Origin of the sequence: Streptomyces vietnamensis (assembly GCF_000830005.1) — a bacterium.
In the GTDB taxonomy this organism is placed as follows: domain Bacteria; phylum Actinomycetota; class Actinomycetes; order Streptomycetales; family Streptomycetaceae; genus Streptomyces; species Streptomyces vietnamensis.
This window is the reverse complement of sequence record NZ_CP010408.1, coordinates 138598-157759: the sequence shown is the minus strand read 5'-3', so window position 1 is coordinate 157759 and position 19162 is coordinate 138598. Positions and strand designations below refer to the sequence as shown.

16 protein-coding genes and 2 pseudogenes are annotated in these 19162 nt (G+C 67.1%); 13 read left to right on the top strand and 5 right to left on the bottom strand.

Features of this window, described 5'->3' with window-relative positions:
- Window positions 1-77 precede the first annotated feature (77 nt).
- The 7 genes from SVTN_RS40080 to SVTN_RS40045 all read left to right on the top strand — a co-directional run bounded on the left by SVTN_RS40080 (window position 78) and on the right by SVTN_RS40045 (window position 9899).
- On the top strand, window positions 78-1571 hold the full coding sequence (locus SVTN_RS40080; RefSeq protein ID WP_041134861.1) for an AAA family ATPase: 1494 nt from the start codon (window positions 78-80) through the stop codon (window positions 1569-1571).
- Window positions 1571-2422 (top strand): hypothetical protein, encoded by an 852-nt coding sequence (locus tag SVTN_RS40075; protein ID WP_041134860.1) that lies wholly within the window; start codon window positions 1571-1573, stop codon window positions 2420-2422. The genes SVTN_RS40080 and SVTN_RS40075 overlap by 1 nt, the downstream gene beginning before the upstream one ends.
- A 705-nt stretch (window positions 2423-3127) precedes the next feature.
- On the top strand, window positions 3128-5593 hold the full coding sequence (locus tag SVTN_RS40070) for a DEAD/DEAH box helicase (RefSeq protein WP_078908861.1): 2466 nt from the start codon (window positions 3128-3130) through the stop codon (window positions 5591-5593).
- Window positions 5594-5842: 249 nt separating this feature from the next.
- Window positions 5843-7171 carry a hypothetical protein gene (locus SVTN_RS40065; protein ID WP_159026599.1) on the top strand — a complete coding sequence of 443 codons (1329 nt, stop codon included), beginning with the start codon at window positions 5843-5845 and terminating at the stop codon, window positions 7169-7171.
- Window positions 7172-7540: 369 nt separating this feature from the next.
- Entirely contained in the window at window positions 7541-7957 is a 417-nt protein-coding gene (locus SVTN_RS40055) for a DUF3761 domain-containing protein (protein ID WP_245728091.1), read from the top strand.
- Between the two features lie 440 nt (window positions 7958-8397).
- Window positions 8398-9066: a restriction endonuclease gene (locus tag SVTN_RS40050; protein WP_245728055.1), complete on the top strand. Its 669-nt coding sequence runs from the start codon at window positions 8398-8400 to the stop codon at window positions 9064-9066.
- 92 nt (window positions 9067-9158) lie between these two features.
- Complete coding sequence (locus SVTN_RS40045) at window positions 9159-9899, top strand: GNAT family N-acetyltransferase (RefSeq protein WP_041134855.1); 741 nt, start codon at window positions 9159-9161, stop codon at window positions 9897-9899.
- A gap of 175 nt (window positions 9900-10074) precedes the next feature.
- Here SVTN_RS40045 and SVTN_RS40040 read toward each other — a convergent pair whose 3' ends face one another.
- Together SVTN_RS40040 and SVTN_RS40035 are read right to left on the bottom strand one after the other, a co-directional pair.
- Complete coding sequence (locus tag SVTN_RS40040) at window positions 10075-10425, bottom strand: hypothetical protein (protein WP_245728053.1); 351 nt, start codon at window positions 10423-10425, stop codon at window positions 10075-10077.
- Between the two features lie 14 nt (window positions 10426-10439).
- The gene (locus SVTN_RS40035) at window positions 10440-10709 is read right to left on the bottom strand and encodes a hypothetical protein (RefSeq protein ID WP_041134853.1); all 270 of its coding nucleotides are present in this window, start codon (window positions 10707-10709) and stop codon (window positions 10440-10442) included.
- A gap of 188 nt (window positions 10710-10897) precedes the next feature.
- On the opposite strand from SVTN_RS40035, the gene SVTN_RS40030 reads away from it, so the two are divergent.
- From SVTN_RS40030 to SVTN_RS40015, 4 genes and pseudogenes are all read left to right on the top strand, one after another.
- Window positions 10898-11371 carry a PH domain-containing protein gene (locus tag SVTN_RS40030; protein ID WP_159026597.1) on the top strand — a complete coding sequence of 158 codons (474 nt, stop codon included), beginning with the start codon at window positions 10898-10900 and terminating at the stop codon, window positions 11369-11371.
- 1238 nt (window positions 11372-12609) lie between these two features.
- Window positions 12610-13620: a DUF6192 family protein gene (locus SVTN_RS40025; RefSeq protein ID WP_041134851.1), complete on the top strand. Its 1011-nt coding sequence runs from the start codon at window positions 12610-12612 to the stop codon at window positions 13618-13620.
- Window positions 13621-13623: 3 nt separating this feature from the next.
- On the top strand, window positions 13624-14052 hold the full coding sequence (locus SVTN_RS40020) for a hypothetical protein (protein ID WP_041134850.1): 429 nt from the start codon (window positions 13624-13626) through the stop codon (window positions 14050-14052).
- Between the two features lie 56 nt (window positions 14053-14108).
- Window positions 14109-14952 (top strand): annotated as a pseudogene (locus tag SVTN_RS40015) (IS5 family transposase); the annotation flags it as partial.
- Between the two features lie 246 nt (window positions 14953-15198).
- On the opposite strand, the gene SVTN_RS40010 reads toward SVTN_RS40015, so the two are convergent.
- Together SVTN_RS40010 and SVTN_RS40005 are read right to left on the bottom strand one after the other, a co-directional pair.
- A complete protein-coding gene (locus SVTN_RS40010; protein ID WP_041134848.1) occupies window positions 15199-16554 on the bottom strand; it encodes a VanZ family protein in 1356 nt (451 codons plus the stop codon).
- A 97-nt stretch (window positions 16555-16651) separates the two neighbouring features.
- Complete coding sequence (locus SVTN_RS40005; protein ID WP_041134847.1) at window positions 16652-17080, bottom strand: hypothetical protein; 429 nt, start codon at window positions 17078-17080, stop codon at window positions 16652-16654.
- Between the two features lie 667 nt (window positions 17081-17747).
- Here SVTN_RS40005 and SVTN_RS40000 point away from each other — a divergent pair.
- Window positions 17748-18515, top strand: coding sequence for a trypsin-like serine peptidase (locus tag SVTN_RS40000; RefSeq protein WP_052499827.1), 768 nt, complete (start codon window positions 17748-17750; stop codon window positions 18513-18515).
- A 70-nt stretch (window positions 18516-18585) separates the two neighbouring features.
- A complete protein-coding gene (locus SVTN_RS39995) occupies window positions 18586-18927 on the top strand; it encodes a hypothetical protein (RefSeq protein ID WP_041134846.1) in 342 nt (113 codons plus the stop codon).
- Between the two features lie 20 nt (window positions 18928-18947).
- Here SVTN_RS39995 and SVTN_RS46060 read toward each other — a convergent pair.
- A pseudogene (locus tag SVTN_RS46060) lies at window positions 18948-19100 on the bottom strand (IS5/IS1182 family transposase); the annotation flags it as partial.
- Window positions 19101-19162 lie beyond the last annotated feature (62 nt).

The window sequence follows — 19162 nt, the reverse complement described above, 5'->3', positions numbered from 1 at the left end:
AGGCGTAACGGCTGTTCGCCTTCCCTGTGCTCCTGCGGCACTCTTACTGGCAAACCAGTCCACGGAGGGGGCCTGCAGTGCAGTTCACGGTGTTGGAGTACGGGGATGAGACGCCGGACCGCCCGGGGGCCTACCTGGTCAACGACAGCTGGAACGACTTCGGATTCTTGACCACCTTCGACCTCGTGGTCCGCCTGGGCGACGCAAGGCTGGTCAAGGTCGGATTTCTGAGGATCGGCCATGTCTCGATGCGCTCCGACGGGCCCACCCGGACAGCGGACATCCTCCCTCGTGAGTTCACCGCCCTGAGCCCCGAGTTCTTCAGCCTTGCGCACGAGGACGACTACTACGAGACACTGCGAGGCCTCCCAGGCGCGGGCACGGGTCGCGACATCCTCAGCGCCCTCAACGATGTCGCCCTCAGGGGGGCACCCCCGGCCACACGGAAACTGGACGTGTACCAGAAGTCGCTTCTCCGCGGCCGCGACGAACGACAGCTTGCCAACGCGAACCGCATTGCCACGGGACTGCGGGCACGCGTTGTTCCCTTCAACTGGAGCTACACCCCCGACCAGGAGGGCCTGCTTCCCCCGCACGAGTTCGTGTTTGAGGCCGTGCCGGGGAGTGTGCCTCCCACGAACCTGCACGCCCTGATCGGCCGCAACGGCGTCGGGAAGTCCACGATGCTGCACGGTATCGCCGAGGCCGCGGCAGCGGGACGGATCAGCGTGCAGAGCCAGTCCCGCTACGAGGACAACAGCTTCACCGGCTGCGTCGTCGTCTCCTTCAGTCCCTTCGACCGGCCGTACGACCTGTCGCGCACCGCCACTACATCGTTCGACTACATCGGCCTGCGCCACCCCGACGGACTGCGCCTCAAGACTGAGGCTGAATGGCGTGAAGACTTCGTCCACAGCTTCGCCACCGCGCGGATCGGGTCAAGAGGCAGGCGCTGGCGAGAGGCCATCGAAACGCTCAACTACAACGCGAGTGGCTTCCTCGATGACCACATGCCGGTGATCAACGCCATGATGAGGGAAGGCCGCACCCGCACCTTCGAGAAGCGGATGGGCGAGGTCTTCGACAGCCTGAGCTCCGGGCACGCGGTGGTCCTCCTGATGGTGACCCGCCTGATCGAGGTCGTCGGTGAACGCACCTTGGTCCTCATCGACGAACCCGAGACGCATCTGCACCCGCCTCTGCTCGCAGCCCTGACCCGTGCACTGTCCGATCTACTCAGTCACCGCAACGGAATGGCCGTGGTCGCAACCCACTCCCCCGTCGTGCTGCAGGAAGTCCCAGCGTCCTGCGTATGGATGATGAACCGCCATGGTGACGAGCTCACGGCTCACCGTCCGACTATCGAGACTTACGGTGAGAGCGTTGGAGAGCTGACCTACGAGGCTTTCGGCCTGGAGGTCGAATCGACCGGCTTCCACGCCGCGATCGCCGCAGAGGTAGCGCGAGGCGGCACCTACAAGGAGATCTCCCGCCGGTTCACTGGACTGGGCGGAGAGGCCCGGGCGCTTCTGCGTGCGATGACGTTCGCGCGGGCACAGGAGACACGCTGATGCTGTGGCCGCCGAGACCAACCATCACCGTCCGCGACGTACTCACGGCCTGTACCACGTGGCTGGACACCCAGGACTGGGGCCAGACGCTCCAAGCCCGGCTCCCGGAACTGATAGCGGAGGAGGACGCTTACAGAAAGGCCGGCGAGGCCGGGGAGCTGCTCGCACTGCTTCTCTCTGAGGCCGACTCCCAGAAGGAGGACATGGACAAGGAGCACTTCCACGATACGTACAAGACAGCTCTGGTCGACCGGGCGCCAGGCCGAAGGCTCTATGACGCACTCAAGGCCGCCGCAGTACACAACATGTGCCCCCTGTGCGGATACCAGCCGGTTTCTCAGATCGACCACCACGCGCCGAAGGCCACCTTCCCTCTTTTGGCATTGACGCCGCTCAACCTGGTGCCCGTCTGCGGCCCCTGCAACCAAGGCAAGAGCAACACACTCGCCGCTGAACTCGCCAAAGAAGCCTTCCATCCCTACTTCGACGATCTCGGGGAAGAGCGATGGCTCTTCGCAGAGGTCCATCCAACAGAGCGCGGTGTCGCAGCGGTCTACTTCGTCTGTCCGCCTCCTCACTGGCCGGAGGTCAAGGCTCAACGACTGGAGCATCACTTCACGAGTCACAAACTCAAGGACCGGTACTCAGACGCAACAGCCAGCCGCCTGGCCAACCGCCTGAGACGAGACGCCAAGCTGCTGGCGTCCTCGGGACCTGAGCAACTTCGCGCGCAGCTCGAAGACGAAGCCGAAAGCGCCGAGGAGGCCAACCCCAACAGCTTGGATACCGCTCTCCTCTACGGCCTCGCAGCATCGTCCTGGTACCTCAATGGCGGGATGCTCGAAAGCTGACCGGAGGGGCCACACCCCGGACCCTCAAAGCACTACGGGCGCGCCAGTTCCGAACCATCCGGAGTAGCGGTCGTGTCCCGGCCAGCTGTTGGCGGCTGCCTGCTGGGCGTCGAGGTCAACCGGGCTGGCCTCAGCAGCCGCTGCGGAGCGCGTCAGGCGCGGCTGGCGGGGGCCGTCATGCGAGTCCTTCCGTACGAGAGGTTGAGCGGCTGTTCGCCGGTCGGAATCGGTCGGTTACGGGCCCTTCTCTTGAGGAGCGGGAGGGCTTGCCCGCTGCCTTCCTGGTCGGTCACCAGGCTTGCCCAGGTGTCGGTCAGGCTTGCCCGGATCGGCCAAACCGCAGGTCAGCGCGGTGACCGGTCGCCGAGTGCCTCATCGGTCACTAGCTGCACGGCCAGTGACCGGTCACGCGTCCAGGCTTGCCCAGCCCGTGGCTGACGTCTCGTCTCACCCTGGCGGGCAAGCCTGAGTCGACTATGTCCGATGAGCATGGGCCGGGTGGTGTTCCTCCGGAACAGGCAAGAGAAGCGACAGACAGCAATGCATTCCCTTGCAATGCATATTCGATGTCTGCATAATGGCCTGGGGTTGTCACCTTTTGCATCACCTCACCGACTACCCCACGGCGAAAGCCTTGGGGTGAGCTGGACGACGGCCCACCGTCGATGGAAGCCTCGTCCGACGCCCAGAGAGTGAGAGACACCGATGCTCAAGCCCCTGCGGGAGCACCAGGCCGAGGCGGTCGTCGCCACGGTGCGCAAGCTCGAACTGCCTGCGGGCGCGCTGCTGCCGCCCGCCGGCCTGCGGACCCAGGTCGTCATGGCCACCGGCAGCGGCAAGACGCTGGTGGCCGTGCACACTGCCGAAGAACTCGACGCCGACCGGGTCCTGGTCCTGGTCCCCTCGCTCGACCTCCTGGAGCAGACCGCCCGTGCATGGCGCGACGGAGGCCGGCCCGGCACGTTCTTCGGTGTCTCCTCCCTCAAGTCGGACGAGGCCGGATTCCCCAACACCACCGACGCCGACGAGCTGGTCCGGCTCACCCGCGAGCCGGGCCGCGTCACCGTGTTCGCGACCTACGCCTCCCTCGGCCTGGGCTTCCTGGAGAAGGCCCACGCAGCGGGCCTGCCCCTGTGGAACCTGATCATCGTGGACGAGGCCCACCGCACCAGCGGCCGGACCGGAAAGCCCTGGGCCGTCGTCCACGACAACATCCGCATCCCCGCCGAACGGCGCCTCTACATGACCGCGACCCCCAGGGTGTGGCAGGCCGGAGAGGCCGACGAGGACGAGCCCGGCCGTCGCGGCCCGGGCGAGCTGGTCGCCTCGATGCTGGACGACCCCGACGGCGTTTTCGGCAGCGTGGCGTACTTCCTGTCGCTGGAGGAGGCGATCAACCGGGGCATCGTCGCTCCCTACCAGGTACTGGTGGTCGACGTGCAGGACCCGTCTCTGAACACGGCCCTGCGCACCGCCGGCGACGGCAGCGAAGAGGCCCGCGGCAAACGTCTCGGCGCACTGCAGGCCGCGACGCTGAAGGCGGCGACGGAGGAAGAACTGCGCCGCGTTCTCTCCTTCCACCAGCGGGTTGCCGAAGCCGAAGCCTTCGCCCTGGGTCTGCCGGCCAAGGCTGGCGAGCTCCACGCGAAGGACCTCGACCTGTATCCGGCCGAGGACGAGGTGTGGGCGGAGTGGCTGCACGGCGAGCACAAGCCGGCCCACCGGCGCAGCGTGCTCGGCCAGCTGGCCGCCGGAGTCACCGATGCCGGCACCGAGGCGGCACTGTCCCTGGTCGCGTCGGTGAAAGTCCTCGGGGAGGGTGTCGACACCCGGGAATGCGACGCTGTCGTCTTCTGCGACGTCCGCGGCTCCATGCCGGACCTGGTCCAGGCCGTCGGCCGCGCGCTGCGCATGCACCCCGGAGAAGGCAAGATCGCCACGCTGGTCGTGCCCGCTTTCCTGGCCCCCGGCGAGCGCCCGGACGCCATGCTCACCTCCCCCGCCTACGCCGGGCTGGCCAAGCTGCTGACCGCCCTGCGTGCGCACGACGCCCGGATCGAGAAGCTCACCGAACCCAGCCGCTCCGCCGCCCGTGCACCCGAGCCGAGCGAGGAGAGCGCCGACGAAGACCTGGACCAGGACGACGGGGAGGGCACGACCTCGGTGAGCCGGCCCGCGAAGGAACTGCTGCGGTTCTCCGCCCCGCGCGACGCGCGCCAGCTGGCCGCCTTCATCGAGCTGCGCGTCCTCAACCCCGAGCGTGTCCACTGGCGGCGTGGCATCCAGGCCGCCCAGCGCTACGCCGCCGAGCACCAGGACCTGCGGGTGCCCTACGGCTACCGCACCCCCGACGAGTGGAGCCCGGCCGACTTCCCCCTCGGCGTATGGGTCACCGACTGCCGCCGTCACTACAACGCCGGCCGCCTGGACGCCGAGCGCACCGCGCAGCTGGAAAAGCTGGGCATGGTCTGGGCGCCGTTCGACGCCGGCTTCGCAGAAGGCCTGGCCGCGGCCGCCGCCTGGGCGGCCGAGCACGAAGTCGGCCTGGCCGCACCGGTCGACGCCACCCAGGGCGAGTACCCGGTGGGCCGCTGGCTGAAGAACCAGCGGGCAGCCGCCCGCAAGGCCGACGAGCTCGAGCGCTGCCGCGCCGCAGGCCTTCCCGAACCGGACGGCGGCACGAGCCCCCTGTCGGACGAGCGACGGCAGGCTCTGGAGGAGATCGACCCCGGCTGGTGCCCGAACTGGAGCATCGACTGGCAGCGCCTCTTCCGCCTCGCCTGGAGCCACACCAAGGGCGGGAGCCCGCTGCCGGACAAGGCCGGCCTGGTCGTCGTGGACGGCGAAGACCTGGGCCGGTGGGCCGCCGCCCAACGGGCCGGCTTCACCAAGCTGACCGCGACCCAGCAGTGGATGCTCACCAGCATGGTGGGCATCACCGCGACGCCGGCCAAGCGCACACGGGAGCAGATGTGGGCCCAGAACCTGGCCGCCGCCCGGCAGTATCACGCGCGTGAAGGGCACCTGGAAGTGCCGCGCAGCCACACCGAGCAGGTCGACGACCAGGCCGTGCGGCTCGGAGCGTGGGTCAGCCAGCAGCGCGTCAAGGCCGGAAAGCTGCCGGCTCAGCGGGTCGAGGAGCTGTCGGCGCTGGACATGCGCTGGTCGTAGACGAACGGCCGCACGCACGCTACGCGAGCGGACCGGTGGCTGGGTGAGCTCCGCAATTCCCGCTGCGACGACGGCCCGTAGGCGGTGGGCGACGCTCAGCCTGCGAACCCGCACGCCGCGCAAGGCCGCCGGCGCCGGACCTCTGTCGAGACGATCCTTGCCGACCGCGCCGATCCGAGACGGCCGTGCGGCTCTCGCAACCGCTGCCATAGGGTGATCGTTTGACTACTGAGAAAGGTGCATCGCCTCGTGAATTCAGTCCGCAAGTCCAGCAGCTCAGCCTTGATCGCCGCCCTCGCGATGGTCTTCGCTGCCGGCTGCACCCAGCAGCCCGAACGCGTCGATGCCGCCCCTCCCGCCCCGACCGGCAAGCAGACCTTACCGGCCCGCGCCGTCTACGATCCCCCGGCAAAGTTCGGCACCCAGGCCGGCGTCCTCATGCCCTGGGAGGCCTCATCCGGGCTGCTGAGCATCGGCGGAACCTGGCTGAGTGACAGCAAGATCCCGGTGGCGCTCCACAAGGACAAGGTCTACGTGGCAACCCTCGACCGCCTGCTGACCTTCAACACGACCACCGGTTTGCTCACGGCCACCATCACTTCCACGGCTGATGCACTGAGTGTGCTCAGCGAGAACGACCGCAACAACGCCGCTCCTCCGGTCGTCACCCCAGGGGCCAATCCGCTGGTCCTCGCGCCGTTCTTCGTACGGCGGCCCGGAGTCGGAACCCAGGCAGCCACCAACTTCATCGAGCTCACTGCCACCGACACGTCCAGCGACAAGGTCGAGTGGAGACTGCCCCTGACACTGCCGTCCTGGACAAAGGACGGCAGCCCGCGCACCGTCTCGGTCGTAGGAGCCTCGGAGAAGGTCGCCATCGTGACGGTCAGCACCGGCGCGTCCTCCCTGTTCTCCGCTGCTACCACCTACGGCATCGACCTCACCGCACGCCGTGTCCTGTGGACCAAGGACCGGTTCGAGGCGACCGCCGTAACCGGGAACATCGTGGCAGGCGAGCTGGAAACCTCCGACGGGACCTACGAATCCGCACGCGGCTATGACCTGCTCACCGGCACCGAGCGCTGGCGCGGAGAGGACCGTCTCAACCTCGACGTCACGCCCGCCGGACCACACCTCCTCCTCGTCCAGGCACAGAACAAGGACGACTACCGCGTACACATCCAGCAGTTCCTCGATCCCGCGACCGGCACGGTGAAGCACGAGGCCCCGGAGGACATCGCCGGCTCCCGCTGTGACCATGATGGGCACAACACCGTCGTCTGCTCCTGGAACCAGGGAAACCTCTACAAGGTCTGGGCCTTCAACGACCGCACCGCCTCCCTGCTGTGGCAGCTGCCAGACCAGACTGCCAACCGCATCGCGCCGCGAGTAACAGCCGTCTGGAACGGACGGATCTACGGCAAGACGAACGACGGCCCCCTCGCTCTGGACTCCCAGACCGGAGCGGACCTGCCGACCCGCCCGGGTGTCGCCCCCTTCCTCGTCAACGGGTACACCGGACTCGCCCTGTCCCCCGCCCCGGAAGATGACCTGACCGCATACCCGGCCACTGGGTAACCGGGATGCTGTGCGGCGTGCCCCCTACTGGGGGTCACCGCCGCACAGAGCCGGGCGTCGGATAACTCGTTTATCTCGATCGAATCTAGTGCCCTGACCTGAAGACTTGGTGTGCATCCAGCACAGGTGGCACGCTTGCCGTTCGTGAAGTAGGGAGGGGGAAGGTGTGAGTCAGCCTTACTGGGTCGCGGCGCAGGGTGACGCAGTGCACCGGTCCAGAGGGTGTCCTGGGTTGGTGTCTGGGCAACAGGGCAACGAGGTGCAGGGCATTGCGCCCCAGGACGTGATCGAGTTCAGCTCGCAGGCCGAAGCCATCGAGCGGGCTGCCGCGCACCGGATGTGCAGACACGCAAAGTGCGCGCCGTGAGCATGCGATCCGCAACCCAGCGGACCGTGGAGATGGCGAAGAAGGTCTGGCATTGGTTCAGCATGGTCTGTGCCGGACTGTCCGCACTTGCGTTCCTGGCACTCATGATCTTCGGGATCTTCGACGGGATCAAGCGCGACGAGCAGGAGGAGCGTGAGAGGCAGGCCAGACTGGCTTCGGTACCGTCGGCGGCACCCACCACGCGTACGCCGATCGACTGGACTTACGAGGGGGCCGTTTGTGCAGACGGGACGCTGTCCTTCTCCATCGGCAAGCAGGGTGCGTGCAGCCACCACGGAGGAGTAGCCGGAAAGTGGAGTGCGGCAGATGGCACGCAGGTCATCTGCCGCAATTCCCCGCCCCGCACGCAAGAGCAGGTTGATCGACAGATGGCAAAGTTTGGTCGCATCGTCTGCTAGCTACGGCGGCAGGAACACTGGCGCTTGCGGACCAGCAGCACCGCGCACTCCCCACCAGATCGCTCACGCACGGTCAACCGAGTCAGCTTCGCGACCGCCGTTTCGCGAGAGATCCATGCGAGGCGGTACCCTCAGCGGCTCGACCAGAGATACCGCACCTCCTGCCTGAACGACAGGCTCCCCCTTGGGCAAGCCTTCGCCTTCATCCCTTCGCGCGGTGGGCAAGCCTTCGGGCAAGCCACCGTGAGGAGGCTGGATGGAGATTCCCACCAACCGGTGGGAGACGGCCGCTCACCCACCGGCTTTCCGGGGGCCGGGCGCCGTGCCGTGCTCCAGGAAGGTCGGCCATGACCGGACGTCGCTACTCTCCCCGCACCGCTGCTGCACGACGCCCAGGACGAGGACGTCGGCCCATGCACCGCCGACGACGAGCGCAGGGTGTGGACGCCGCCGGCGTCCTGATGACGGCTGTGTTCGCGGCCGTCCTCTTTCCGCAGACACGCCAAGGGCTTGAGCGCCACAGCTCCAGCATCGCCACGATCGCCGTCGCGGCCCTGGCAGCCGGAACGCTGATCCTGCTCCTCGTGAGGGCCGGACGGCATGGGTTCTCTGCCTGGGCCGCGCGACGCCGCCGGCCACAGGACTGGGACATCTGCTTCCTGGACAGGCTGCACCACACCGAGTTTGAGGAAGCCGTACGAGACCTGATGCGCCGCGACGGCGCACACGACGCCATCCGGGTGGGCGGCGCCGGCGATAACGGAGCCGACGTCAAGGGGACCGATCCCGTAGGCCGCCGCTGGGTTATCCAGTGCAAGCACCGTCGTGACGGCGCGGCCGGGGCTGCAGTCGGCAGCCCGGACCTGCATGTCCTCAACGGGACCGGGCGTCCAGTACACGACGGCGACGTCGTCGTCCTCGTCACCAATGGCCGGTTCACCGCTCCGGCAGTGGAGTTCGCCCGCAGCCAGCGGCTGCATCTGGTGGATCGCGGTCTTCTGAACCAATGGGCCAGCGGCTCATCTCCCCTGTGGGAGCTCCTCCCACACCTGCCGTCACCGCGTCGCCGCCGTCCGTCCCCGTGGGGATCGCGCCGGTTGCCGTTCTGACGGCTGACTTGCCGGCCCACCACCACATCCCGCTCAGGACACCGAACCGCCGTGCTGGCGTGTTCGCGAGGTGAGATGGGTAGTGCCCCGGGATGGCGAAGAAGGCACAGCAGCGAAAGAAGCGCCCCTCCCCCTCTTTGCGGGTGCGGCTCACCGGGCAGCGCTTACGCGATGGTTTGGCGGGGCCGGATGGGACACGTATCCGGGTTGCCCGGCCCGGGGACAGCATCCACTTCAGCGATCTGCTGACCCTGGCTACTGACCAGATCGAGCAGGAACACGTCGAAGGAGTGATGGCAGGCCGCTGCGGCACCTGGCTGGTGGACGCTCTGGACGAAGGAGACCAGTCGCTGACACGCCCCCTGGTGAGTGCCGCCACCACTGGGAACCTCCAAGACGCCGCTCTGGCCCTGTCCCTCCCTCTAGTTGCTGAGGACAGGGACGGCACGATCGTCGGTGCGCTCCTGGCCCTGCCTCCCGGCTCGATGGTGCAGACCGTCCAGGAGGCCGGCTACGAGCAGCACGCCCTGTTGGCGATGCTGAAGTACGTCAAGATCAAGGGTCTCGCGGTCGCAGAAGCCGCGCGTGGCCGCGGCGTGGGCGGAGCGCTCCTGAAGCGTTGCATGCAGGTGTACTGGCAGCTCGACTTCATGTTCCTGTACGGCGGCTTCGACACGGAACGCGATCTGGGGCCTTATTACGCGCGCCAGGGATTTACCATCCTCGCCCCCGGTGAGACCACCGATGTGGGATTCGTCCTGACGGGGCGTCCGATCGGTCTGGGCGCCGGACCGGGCGAGCAGCTCTTCTTCCGCTGGAACCGGTCCAGCTGACTCGGCCACAGCAGCCCCTTCCGGGCTTCCGCCTGCTGCGGGGCGCCGCCTGCGGCATTTAACCGGCTGGGCACGGGAAGGGGCCCTGTCCTGTCTCAGTGAATGTGAATCACGGCGAGGCCGTGGCCAGCGGTGGGTCATCTTGAGTGAGATGCGGTGGAGCCCAACGTCTCAGTCAATCTGAGAACTGTGCACCCTGGGCTGCTTCGCGCTCGGCAGTGAACTCGTCGAGGAGCTCGAACAGGACCTTGATCGCGTTCTGCTCGTCCTCAGGTGGAAGGTTCCAGATGTCGTCCCAGCTGTCCGGGAGGGCGATGTGGAGGACTTGGCCGGGCCAGGCGTGGCTGCAGTCACGTCCCCGGCGGGCGACGAGCCAGTCGTGCCAGCCGGTGAGTCCGTGTCCACCGTGCCGGAGAGCATGCTGGTCATAGCCGATCAGGAACGCGGTCAGCACGTGGAAGGAGGTCTTGCCGACGAACATGCCGGGACGTTGGCCGACGCTGGCGAAGTACTCGCGTTCAGTCATTTCCGAGAGGGGTTTCATGTGTCCGACCTCTTGTGATCACTGGTGTCATCGTCCTGGGCTGGATGAAGCCTGCGGCGGGCCGCTTCCAGACGTTCGGCGTAGTCCGCTGTGAAGATCCCCGGTAGTGACTTGTCGAGCGTTCCGGCGATGCGGTGAAGGGGTGCCCAGACCGCCGCGTCGTCGACGAGCCGACTGAGGTCCGTCATCTGCACCTGCTCCAGCCAGTCCGACAGGACCAGCGCCTCATCCGGGGTGAGCTTGATGATGATCTCCGGGTTCTCCACTGCTCGAACATAGTCCGTCGACCGTGCTCAGGCATGCCCTGGCCGGCGGATTATCAAGGCAGGGGAGGCACGGTGTTTCGCCCGTCTCGCTCAACTGGTGCCGGCGTACTCGTCGAAGGGCTCTGTCGCTGATCTTGTGAAGGTGAAATGCCTACGGGGCGTACCAGCTACGGCCTAGGGTGGGGGCCATGGAGTCCACCACACCGCCCCCGATACCGCCCCAGACCCTCCACAGACCGGGGCAGCGCATCGTTCTGTTCATGGCGGGGAGCATTTTTGCGCTGCTGGGCGCCGGGGCGCTGATCAGCGGGAAGGTCGCCGCCGACCCTGCAGGCGTGGTCATCTACACCGTGGTTCTCGCAGGCGGTGCCTGGATGGCGTTCCGTAGCTGTGTCATGGGGGTGCGGATCGACTCCACGGGTCTCACCGAACGTGGTCTGGGACGCTCGAAAGTCGTTCCGTGGTGCGTGATCAGCGCGGTTGACACCGGTGACGGCTCTGGCTTGGCCCCGGCTCATGCCCCCGGATTGATCCTCAAGAGCGGTGAGCACATAGGACTTGGTGCCCTCGCCTCGTACTCCAGCCGTGCAGTCGACGCCGACTTCGCCCTGATCAAGTCTCTGCACACCAGCCACGTCGCTGGCTGCCCCGACTGCGCGTGATTCCCGCGCCGGGGTCGTCGGCTCTCAGGCACCTTGTCGCAGTCTGGTGCACGAGTCGATCAGCTGTCCGGCATCACAAGATCAGCGACAGACCCCGTTCATCCGTACCCGATTGAGCACATTCACGTCTACGCCGACAACTGAGCGGACCGGCGTGCGACTCACCGCGAGCATCGACGTACTCCAGCCAGAAGTCCTCCGCCTCCACCAGACACCCCACTCAGCGCCGACCAAGTACGACGACGGTAGGGATCCGGATACGGCGGCGGATCAGGAAGAGCGAGACAGATCGACAGATGGCCAAGGTTGACTGAGACGTGCGGCCAGATGGTTCACATGGACCGAGACTGGCTCACCTTCAGCGAGACGGGTCACCTAATCCGGCAATTCGCCAATCTGCAGCGAAAAGCGACGTCCAGAATGGGCCCTTGAGTCGACGAACTCGGCACGCCTGGTATGGATCGACCTGCGATCAGCCGAGAGGCCCGCACGCGGCCTCTCATGGCATTTTGAGCTCTCGGGTAGGCCATCGGTTACGGAAAACGGGTGTTTTTCACGCGGCAATGTGGCTGAGCACCTCTCGCATCCGCTGTCCGGCGCTGTCGTAAGCTCCGCCCAGTGATCGACCGCAGATGCGGGACGGTCGCACCGAGACCGGCGAGTGCGCAGCACCCCAATGAGCCGGGAGACGAGCGAGAACCGGGATGAGTGCCTGTTTCTGAACTGCCATGCTGAGTGGCCTTGGGGCCTACGCTGGCGTGGTGTCCGACGGTGCCGGGCGGGCCGGAGAGCGGGTGTGTGGGGGCTGCGGTGAACGGTTGAGGCCGGAAGCGCGGCCCGATGCCGTGTACTGCTCGACGGCATGTCGTGCCAGGCAGTGGCGCCGAGGCCGCCGGTTGGGCAAGCGGGTGGCCGCGGAGTTGAGTGGTGCCGGCCGAGCTGAGTGCCCCGAGTGTGGGGCCCGTTGGGTGGTGGGGGTGGACCGGCGGTCGAACGCCGTCTACTGCTCGCGCCGGTGTGTCGTGAGGGCTTGGCGGGCCCGGAAGGAAACGTTCGGAGAACGGTCACAGTGACCGCATCGCGAACGCATCCGAATCGCGTCTTCGGTCAGATTCCGGTCATTCATGGTCGTTCGTTGTGATCTTAGGATTTCCGGTCTGACTCTCGGGTCAGGAAGCGGGCCGCGTCTTGTCACGGCCGAGGGGCTGTGCCCCGGCCCGCGGCGGGTGGTGAATGCCATGCCCGAAGAGATCAAGAACGCCGACATGGTCGGCAGTGTCAGCTCCAGCCGCTACGAGCAGATCGTGGCCGAGCTGCGCACGGTGGTGGAGAACCAGACCCGGGGCCAGTTCACGATCGGCGACTGCGCGCTGGAGATCGAGCCGATGCGCGAGGCCGGCGGCCAGGAGCGGGGCGAGGAGCTGTTCACGGTCAAGGAGTCGATGTTCCGCCTGGCCGAGGACATCGGACTGTCGTACTCGACGGTGAAGGAGGCCAGGTGGACGGCCTCGCGCTGGCCGAAGGAACGCCGGCGGACCGCGGTGTCCTTCACCGTCCACAAGATCCTGGCGGGCATCGGCGACGAGCGGGAACGGTTCGCCGCGATCCTGACCCCGCCGGAGGGCAAGCCGCGGTGGACCGCGGACGAGGCCCGGCGCCGGGTCGGCCGGCAGGTCGAGCACCCGATCACCCCGCAGGAGAAGGTCAGCGCGATCCGCACCCTCGCGAGGGACGAAGCGGTCGCCGCCACCGTCACCAGCGACCTGCTGCGGCGTCCGACAGTGGTCGCCCAGGTCAGACAGGAGGACAAGGTCCGGGCCGTCGAGGAACTCACCCGCGACGACCAGGTCGCCGCGACGGTGACCACCGGCCTGCTGCGGCGCCCCGACGTCGCCTTCCGTGCGATGTCGGACGACACCGCCCGCCACCAGGTCAACCACGCCCAGGTCGAACGCGGCCGGCAGGCCCGCGAGCACTTCGAGGAGACCAGCCCTGTCGCTCCGGCGATCCGCGGCATCGACCGGTCGGTGGAGTTCTTGGACCTGGTCACCGCCTGCCACGCGTTCGTCGCGGCGACCGGGCGGGTTGTCCCGGGCCTGCGCGACCGCCAGCTCGGCGACGACGAACGCGGAGTCGTCCACGAGAACATCGCCCGTGTCCGGGCGACGCTGGACTGGATCGAGACGGCCGTCGACACCGGGAAGGTCGACGTCGACGGAGAGCTGGCCCGTCTCCTGCAAGGTGATTAGGCGATGCCCCGCGCTGCCGAGCGCCGATCACCCGCCGCCCAGCGACACGCCGACACCGTCCGGTTCGTACTCTTCGAGGCGAGGCCGGCGGGCCTGGCCTTCAACCAGCTGATCCGCTCCAGCGAGCTGTCACCCAGCCAGGCCCGCGCGGGCCTGGCCTGTCTGCGGGACATCATCACCGAGCGCGGCTGGCCGCCCCTGATCTGGACCAGGACCGACGGCTACAAGTTCTGCTCGGACCCGGCCGAGCTCCAGGCGTACGAGGTCGCGATCATCCGGGAGAAACTCACCGAGGTCCGCCGGTTCATCACCGGCGTCGTCGCCCCACACGCCGCCCTGCAACCCAAGGGCCGGTGGATCAAACACCTGAACACCCAGCTCAGCTCGGTGAAGTCCACGCTCGACGTGATCGCCGACTTCATCGACGCCTGACCGGCGGGGCCGGCCGCGAAGCGGCTGGCCCCGCCGCTTCTTCCAGGGAGGGACCGTTGGCCCGGCGCCGCTGCTACCCCTCCGACACCTTCGACGACGAGTGGGCCTTGATCGAACCTCTGCTGCCGCCACCGGCCTGCGAGAGCCGCAGGGGTGGACGCCCGGAGAAGCACCCCCGCCGCGAGATCGTCGACGCGATCCGCTACGTCGTAGACACCGGCTGCAAGTGGCGGGCCCTGCCCAGGGACTTCCCGCCTTGGCGGACCTGCTACGGCTTCATGGCCCGCTGGGCGGCGGCCGGCATCGTCGGACAGATCCGCGACCAGCTCCGCAAGCGCATCCGCCGCGAGATGGGCCGGGCCCCCGGCGCGGTTGCGACCGTCATCGACTCCCAGTCCGTGAAAGCCGCGGAGACCGTCGGCAAGGACTCACGAGGCTACGACGGAGCGAAAAAGATCAATGGCCGCAAACGGCACCTGGTCGTGGACACCAAGGGTCTACCGCTGTTCGTCATGGTCACCGCCGCCGACATGACCGACCGCGACGCGGCGAAAGAGGTGCTGTTTCGGCTCCGCCTCATGCACCCCGAGATCACCATCGTCTGGGCGGACTCCGGCTATGCCGGACAGCTCGTGACCTGGGCTAAGAAGCACCTGAACCTGACGCTCAAAACCGTCAGCCGCCCCAGGGGAGCCGTCGGGTTCGTCATCCTACCCCGCCGCTGGGTCGTCGAGCGGTCGCTGGCCTGGATCATGCACGCCCGCCGACACGCCCGCGACTACGAACGGCTCATCCAGCACTCCGAGTCGCTGATCACCTGGGCCGCGATCACGCTCATGACCAGGAGAATCACCCGCCGACAGTCCCGAAGGACCGGTCAAGCCACCTCCCGCGAGGGCGAACGAGACTGACGGTCGCCCGGACCACCGCCACCCCGCACGCACCGCGTCTCCTGGCACCTCCAACTTACTCGCCGTCTTCCGGACCGTCGTTCTCCTTGCCGAACCGCTCGCGCCAGCGGGCGAACCTCCGAGTAGATCAAGTGGTTTAGGCTGCGACCCTAGCCCCCAGCCTGTCGCCCAAGACATCTGCGCCGCGCGGCGCATCACGGGAGGTGCTCACAGCACCATCGGTTGGGCTGGCAGGTTACTGGGAGGGAGCGCCGTCCTGGACCGGGATGGTGGTCTGGTTGTGAATGCTGGCATCGGTGGCGTCAACGGTGGCTGAGTACAGGGTGTTGCCGTCGCGGATGGACAGCAGCCAGTGGATGCGCCATTGGCCGTTGCGGCGCTGTGCAAGGTAGATGGGCTGCTGGCGTGTTCCCTGGCCGGGCTTGAGTTTGTGGTGCTGATCGAAGAGTTCCCAGGCCTTGGCCTCGTTGATTTTCGCGGGCGGCAGGCGGGGGTCTGCGATGTTGCGGGCGATGAGGTCGATGAGACCTCCGGACGGCTCGATGGCGATGCTCAGGCGCATCGGCATGAGGACGTCGTTCTTCCAGCGGCGCCATTCGACCATCCATCCGACGTTGACTGTGTCGTCGATGGCCCGGACTGTGATTTCGGCGCCGGGCTTGGCCCAGGGGGCGTAGCGGTCGGCGTACGCGGTAGCGATTTCTTTGGCCTGGTCTGCGGTGGTGATCGGGTGGCTGATGCCGGGGATGCGGTAGGCCTGGGTTCCTTCACCGTTGGAAGCCGGGCTGAAGTGAGCGGTGAATCGCTCACGGTCGGGCCAGGACAGTTCGGCAAACCCGCCAGGCAAGGAGGCGGTCACGGATGCGGTTCCGTCGGCGTTGTCCGTGTAGAACGCGTTGCTCGGCTGGAAGGCGGAGGGGAAGGCCTCGGTGACAGCGTCGTTGATCGCTGCGGTCTGTGCGGCGGTGGCTGAGGGGACTTCGGCCGCGGGGGGCTGCACACGAACGGGATCGATGACAGCCAGCCAACCCACAGCGATCAGCACGACGGCCGGCGTTACCCAGGCAAGGGTGCGGCGCACACTCGGCCGCGAGGCGCCAGCGCCGCTGCCATGCAGGCGGCGAGCTACGAGGGCGCCGAGAGCAGCGCCGATGCAGGCGCCGAGGCTGTTCGTAATCAGGTCGTCGGTGTCGCACAGCCGGCTGATGAACGGCATGGTGGCCTGCGCGGTCTCGATTGCAGCCGTGAACAGCAGGCCGGTGGCGGCGGCAAACAGAGGGCGGCGCGTGGCGAGAGCGGCGAACAGACCGTACGGGATGAACAGAACGAGGTTGAGCTGACCTTGCGTGCTCTGCAGAACCTGCGTGACGTCGGGGTTCACGGCGCACGTGTAGGTCATCACCCCGCTGCCCGACCAGCTTGTCAGGATCGCCGGCCCGACGGCGGAGGACGCCCACAGGCCGTTCAGCACGGCCTTGGTGCTGCCGGTACGGCGACGGGCCAGGAGGAAGACGACCATGCCCACCGCGACGGTCACCGCGATGGCGACGGCCAGGAAAGCGAGATGGTGCTGGAAGACGGCTTTGATCAAGGGGAGATCCTGATGCGGGAAGAGGACAGCCTGGCACGTTGGAAGGCGTCCGCCCCGACGCGGTGTGCGTCGGGGCGGGGCCGAGAAGCGAGTTGCCTCAGCAGGGGTCGGCGGCAGGGGTGACGTACAGGGCGCCGCCGCTGGTCAGGAGCTTGCCGTAGACGACAGCGCAGCTATTGCTGTAGGTGAAAAGCTTGCCGTAGTGAAAGGGAGTAGTGCTCATGTTGATGTAGCTGCTGTATCCGGAGACGCCCGAGCGCTCGTATCCGAGCTTGGCCGACAGGCTGCCGCTGCCCGTCCGGTAGTAGTTCACATAGACGGAACTGCCCGGCGAACTGGTCTGGATGCTGAGAATGCCGCCCGACAGGGTGGTGCAGCGGTCGCCCGGGGTGATGTAGCCATCACGGGGGCAGCTGGTCGCTCCGGAGGCGAAGGCCGACGGAGCCGCCGCAAGAGAAACAGAGGCGGTCATGACGGCAACGGCAGCCACCGCGCGAGTCGCACTTCGCCGGAACGTGTTAAGCATGGGGATCCCCTCCAGGTCACAAGAAAGCCGCCGTTGGTGTGATCACGTCACGGCGGCGGAGCTATGAGATCACGCAGACCGACAGTTGATCAAGAAAGCCCCAAGCGCTGGCCAAAACCATGCGTTGACCGGCCCGTATTTGTACGCAGGAGGTAGGGGCGGGTCTCGGTGCTCCACCACCGTGACGTGCGGAACATCACGGTGAAGCTGAAGGCTGCGAGAGGGACGACGATCAGTGGCCAGAAGCGCCCGTTTTCCCCTTCACCATGGCCACGACGGTAGTGATCGGCGTCCGAGCCGGTGCGGGTTCGTGAGAACCGGTCACCGCAGACCGCCTCTTCGGCCACCGCGTCCCGTGAGGCTGTGCCACTTCGACCAGGTTGATGCGGCTCTGGTGGCTCTCACCGGTCGGCACGGCATCGACTACGAGTTTGCAGGGCCCGGAGCCGCCTGAGACTGACGGTCAGCAGCTTCGCACTCGGCCCACCTGCGATCAGGCTACCGGCCCCGGCCAGCCGGAGGTTCAGAAACAGGCACTGAGGGTGTAGAGCACACGGGGAACGCACGTACAGGGGCCGCGGCAGCCACGGCCGCTTTGATCCTGTCGGGGGTCTTGGGCTGTGGCCCGGGCACGATGGCCGGCAGCACGGGGAGACCGCCGGCCGAAGTGAGCATCGTGGTTCACGACGGTGCCACTACCGAGGAGCGCAGCCGCGTGATCGCGGCTCACTGGATTGGCGGCGGCATGGCCGAGGTGGCCCGGCAGGACGCCAAGGACGATCTGGTCCAGCCAGCCTGGACCGGCGGCGGCTCGATAGCCCGTACGGTCGGCCGGCTGTACGCGTCGTCGGGGGTCGGCGGCGGCTCGGGCGCCTGCACGGCAACCGTCGTCGGGACCCGCACCGTGATCACCGCCGCGCACTGTGTCAGAACACCGACTGGGGGAGCACCCGCGCGGGCCGCTGCCTGGGATCAGAACCTCTTCTTCGTACCGGGATATGAGGGCGGTGCGGGGCCTCACGGCGGCTTCACGGTGCGCCGGGTACGGATGGCCGAGGATTGGCAGGCGTACGGTCGGGACGTCGCGATGCTGGAGATGAATCCCGGCGCCGACGGGCGGAACATCTCCGACGTCGTCGACGCCCAGCCCATATCGTTCACGGCGGAACCCGGCACGGCCGCGCACTTCTTCGGCTACCCGTACACGGACCGGGTGCTGCACTGCTCGGGCGTCACCACCTGGGCAGCTGGCAAGACGATGGTGCGCGTCCCCTGCCTCATGGGAGTGGGGGCCAGTGGCGGCCCGTACCTTTCGGGCGACCCGGCGGAGGGCAGTGTCGTCGCGGTGAACGTCAGCGGCGACGCAGACGCAAGCTACGGAACAGCTCTCGGCGCATTCGCCCAAGACCTCTACCGGCAGTCCGAACACGGCTGACGAGCTCTTCGTAGATCAGGGCCTTGGAAGCGTCAACTCTGGCAGAGCTGCAGGGCATTATGCTCCTTTCATGTGGAGTGAGTCGAACAACTATGGCTTCGAGAACGAGCAGGACTACCTGCGGTCGATCAAGAAGGACGACAGCTATACGTTCACGTACCCGTTTGAGTACATCGCTAAGAACCACGGGAACGACAACTACGACATCGGCACAGCGGACATGGTGGTCCGGGTCCAGTGGACCGACACGGAGGCCGGGTACACGGTGGCCTACGACGTCCCCGAGATGGACAAGATCGACCCCGCTGAGGGGAACGGCGATACAGCGAGCTTCTACGAGAGCGACGTTTACTGGAGGCTCGTAAGCGACCTCGACGGCATGGGGATCGGCGTCGAGCTTCGTGCCTTCTAGGGCTTGTCTGGAGTTGTGCATCACGTGGCGGGGTCGAGGCTGCGCATCCAGGTGATCGAGCTGCGTAGTTGGAGCCCTGCCATGTAGCTGTCGGGTCTCTTGTCGTAGCGCGTGGCCAGGCCCCGCCAGGCCCGAATCCTGTTGATGCAGCGCTCCACGGTGTCGCGGTCCTTAGCCGGCTCGCCACCACAGAAGTTGTGCCAGAACCAAAGTCGTAGATAAAGACATTCGAGTC

Bases quoted from the DNA above. Each gene is read 5' to 3' on its own strand.
- SVTN_RS40030 (WP_159026597.1), top strand. From the start codon at position 10,898: ATGGAGTCCACCACACCGCCCCCGATACCGCCCCAGACCCTCCACAGA.
- SVTN_RS40045 (WP_041134855.1), top strand. From the start codon at position 9,159: ATGGCGAAGAAGGCACAGCAGCGAAAGAAGCGCCCCTCCCCCTCTTTG.
- SVTN_RS40025 (WP_041134851.1), top strand. From the start codon at position 12,610: ATGCCCGAAGAGATCAAGAACGCCGACATGGTCGGCAGTGTCAGCTCC.
- SVTN_RS40055 (WP_245728091.1), top strand. From the start codon at position 7,541: ATGCGATCCGCAACCCAGCGGACCGTGGAGATGGCGAAGAAGGTCTGG.
- SVTN_RS40005 (WP_041134847.1), bottom strand. From the start codon at position 17,080: ATGCTTAACACGTTCCGGCGAAGTGCGACTCGCGCGGTGGCTGCCGTT.
- SVTN_RS40070 (WP_078908861.1), top strand. From the start codon at position 3,128: ATGCTCAAGCCCCTGCGGGAGCACCAGGCCGAGGCGGTCGTCGCCACG.
- SVTN_RS39995 (WP_041134846.1), top strand. From the start codon at position 18,586: ATGTGGAGTGAGTCGAACAACTATGGCTTCGAGAACGAGCAGGACTAC.
- SVTN_RS40075 (WP_041134860.1), top strand. From the start codon at position 1,571: ATGCTGTGGCCGCCGAGACCAACCATCACCGTCCGCGACGTACTCACG.
- SVTN_RS40040 (WP_245728053.1), bottom strand. From the start codon at position 10,425: ATGACTGAACGCGAGTACTTCGCCAGCGTCGGCCAACGTCCCGGCATG.
- SVTN_RS40020 (WP_041134850.1), top strand. From the start codon at position 13,624: ATGCCCCGCGCTGCCGAGCGCCGATCACCCGCCGCCCAGCGACACGCC.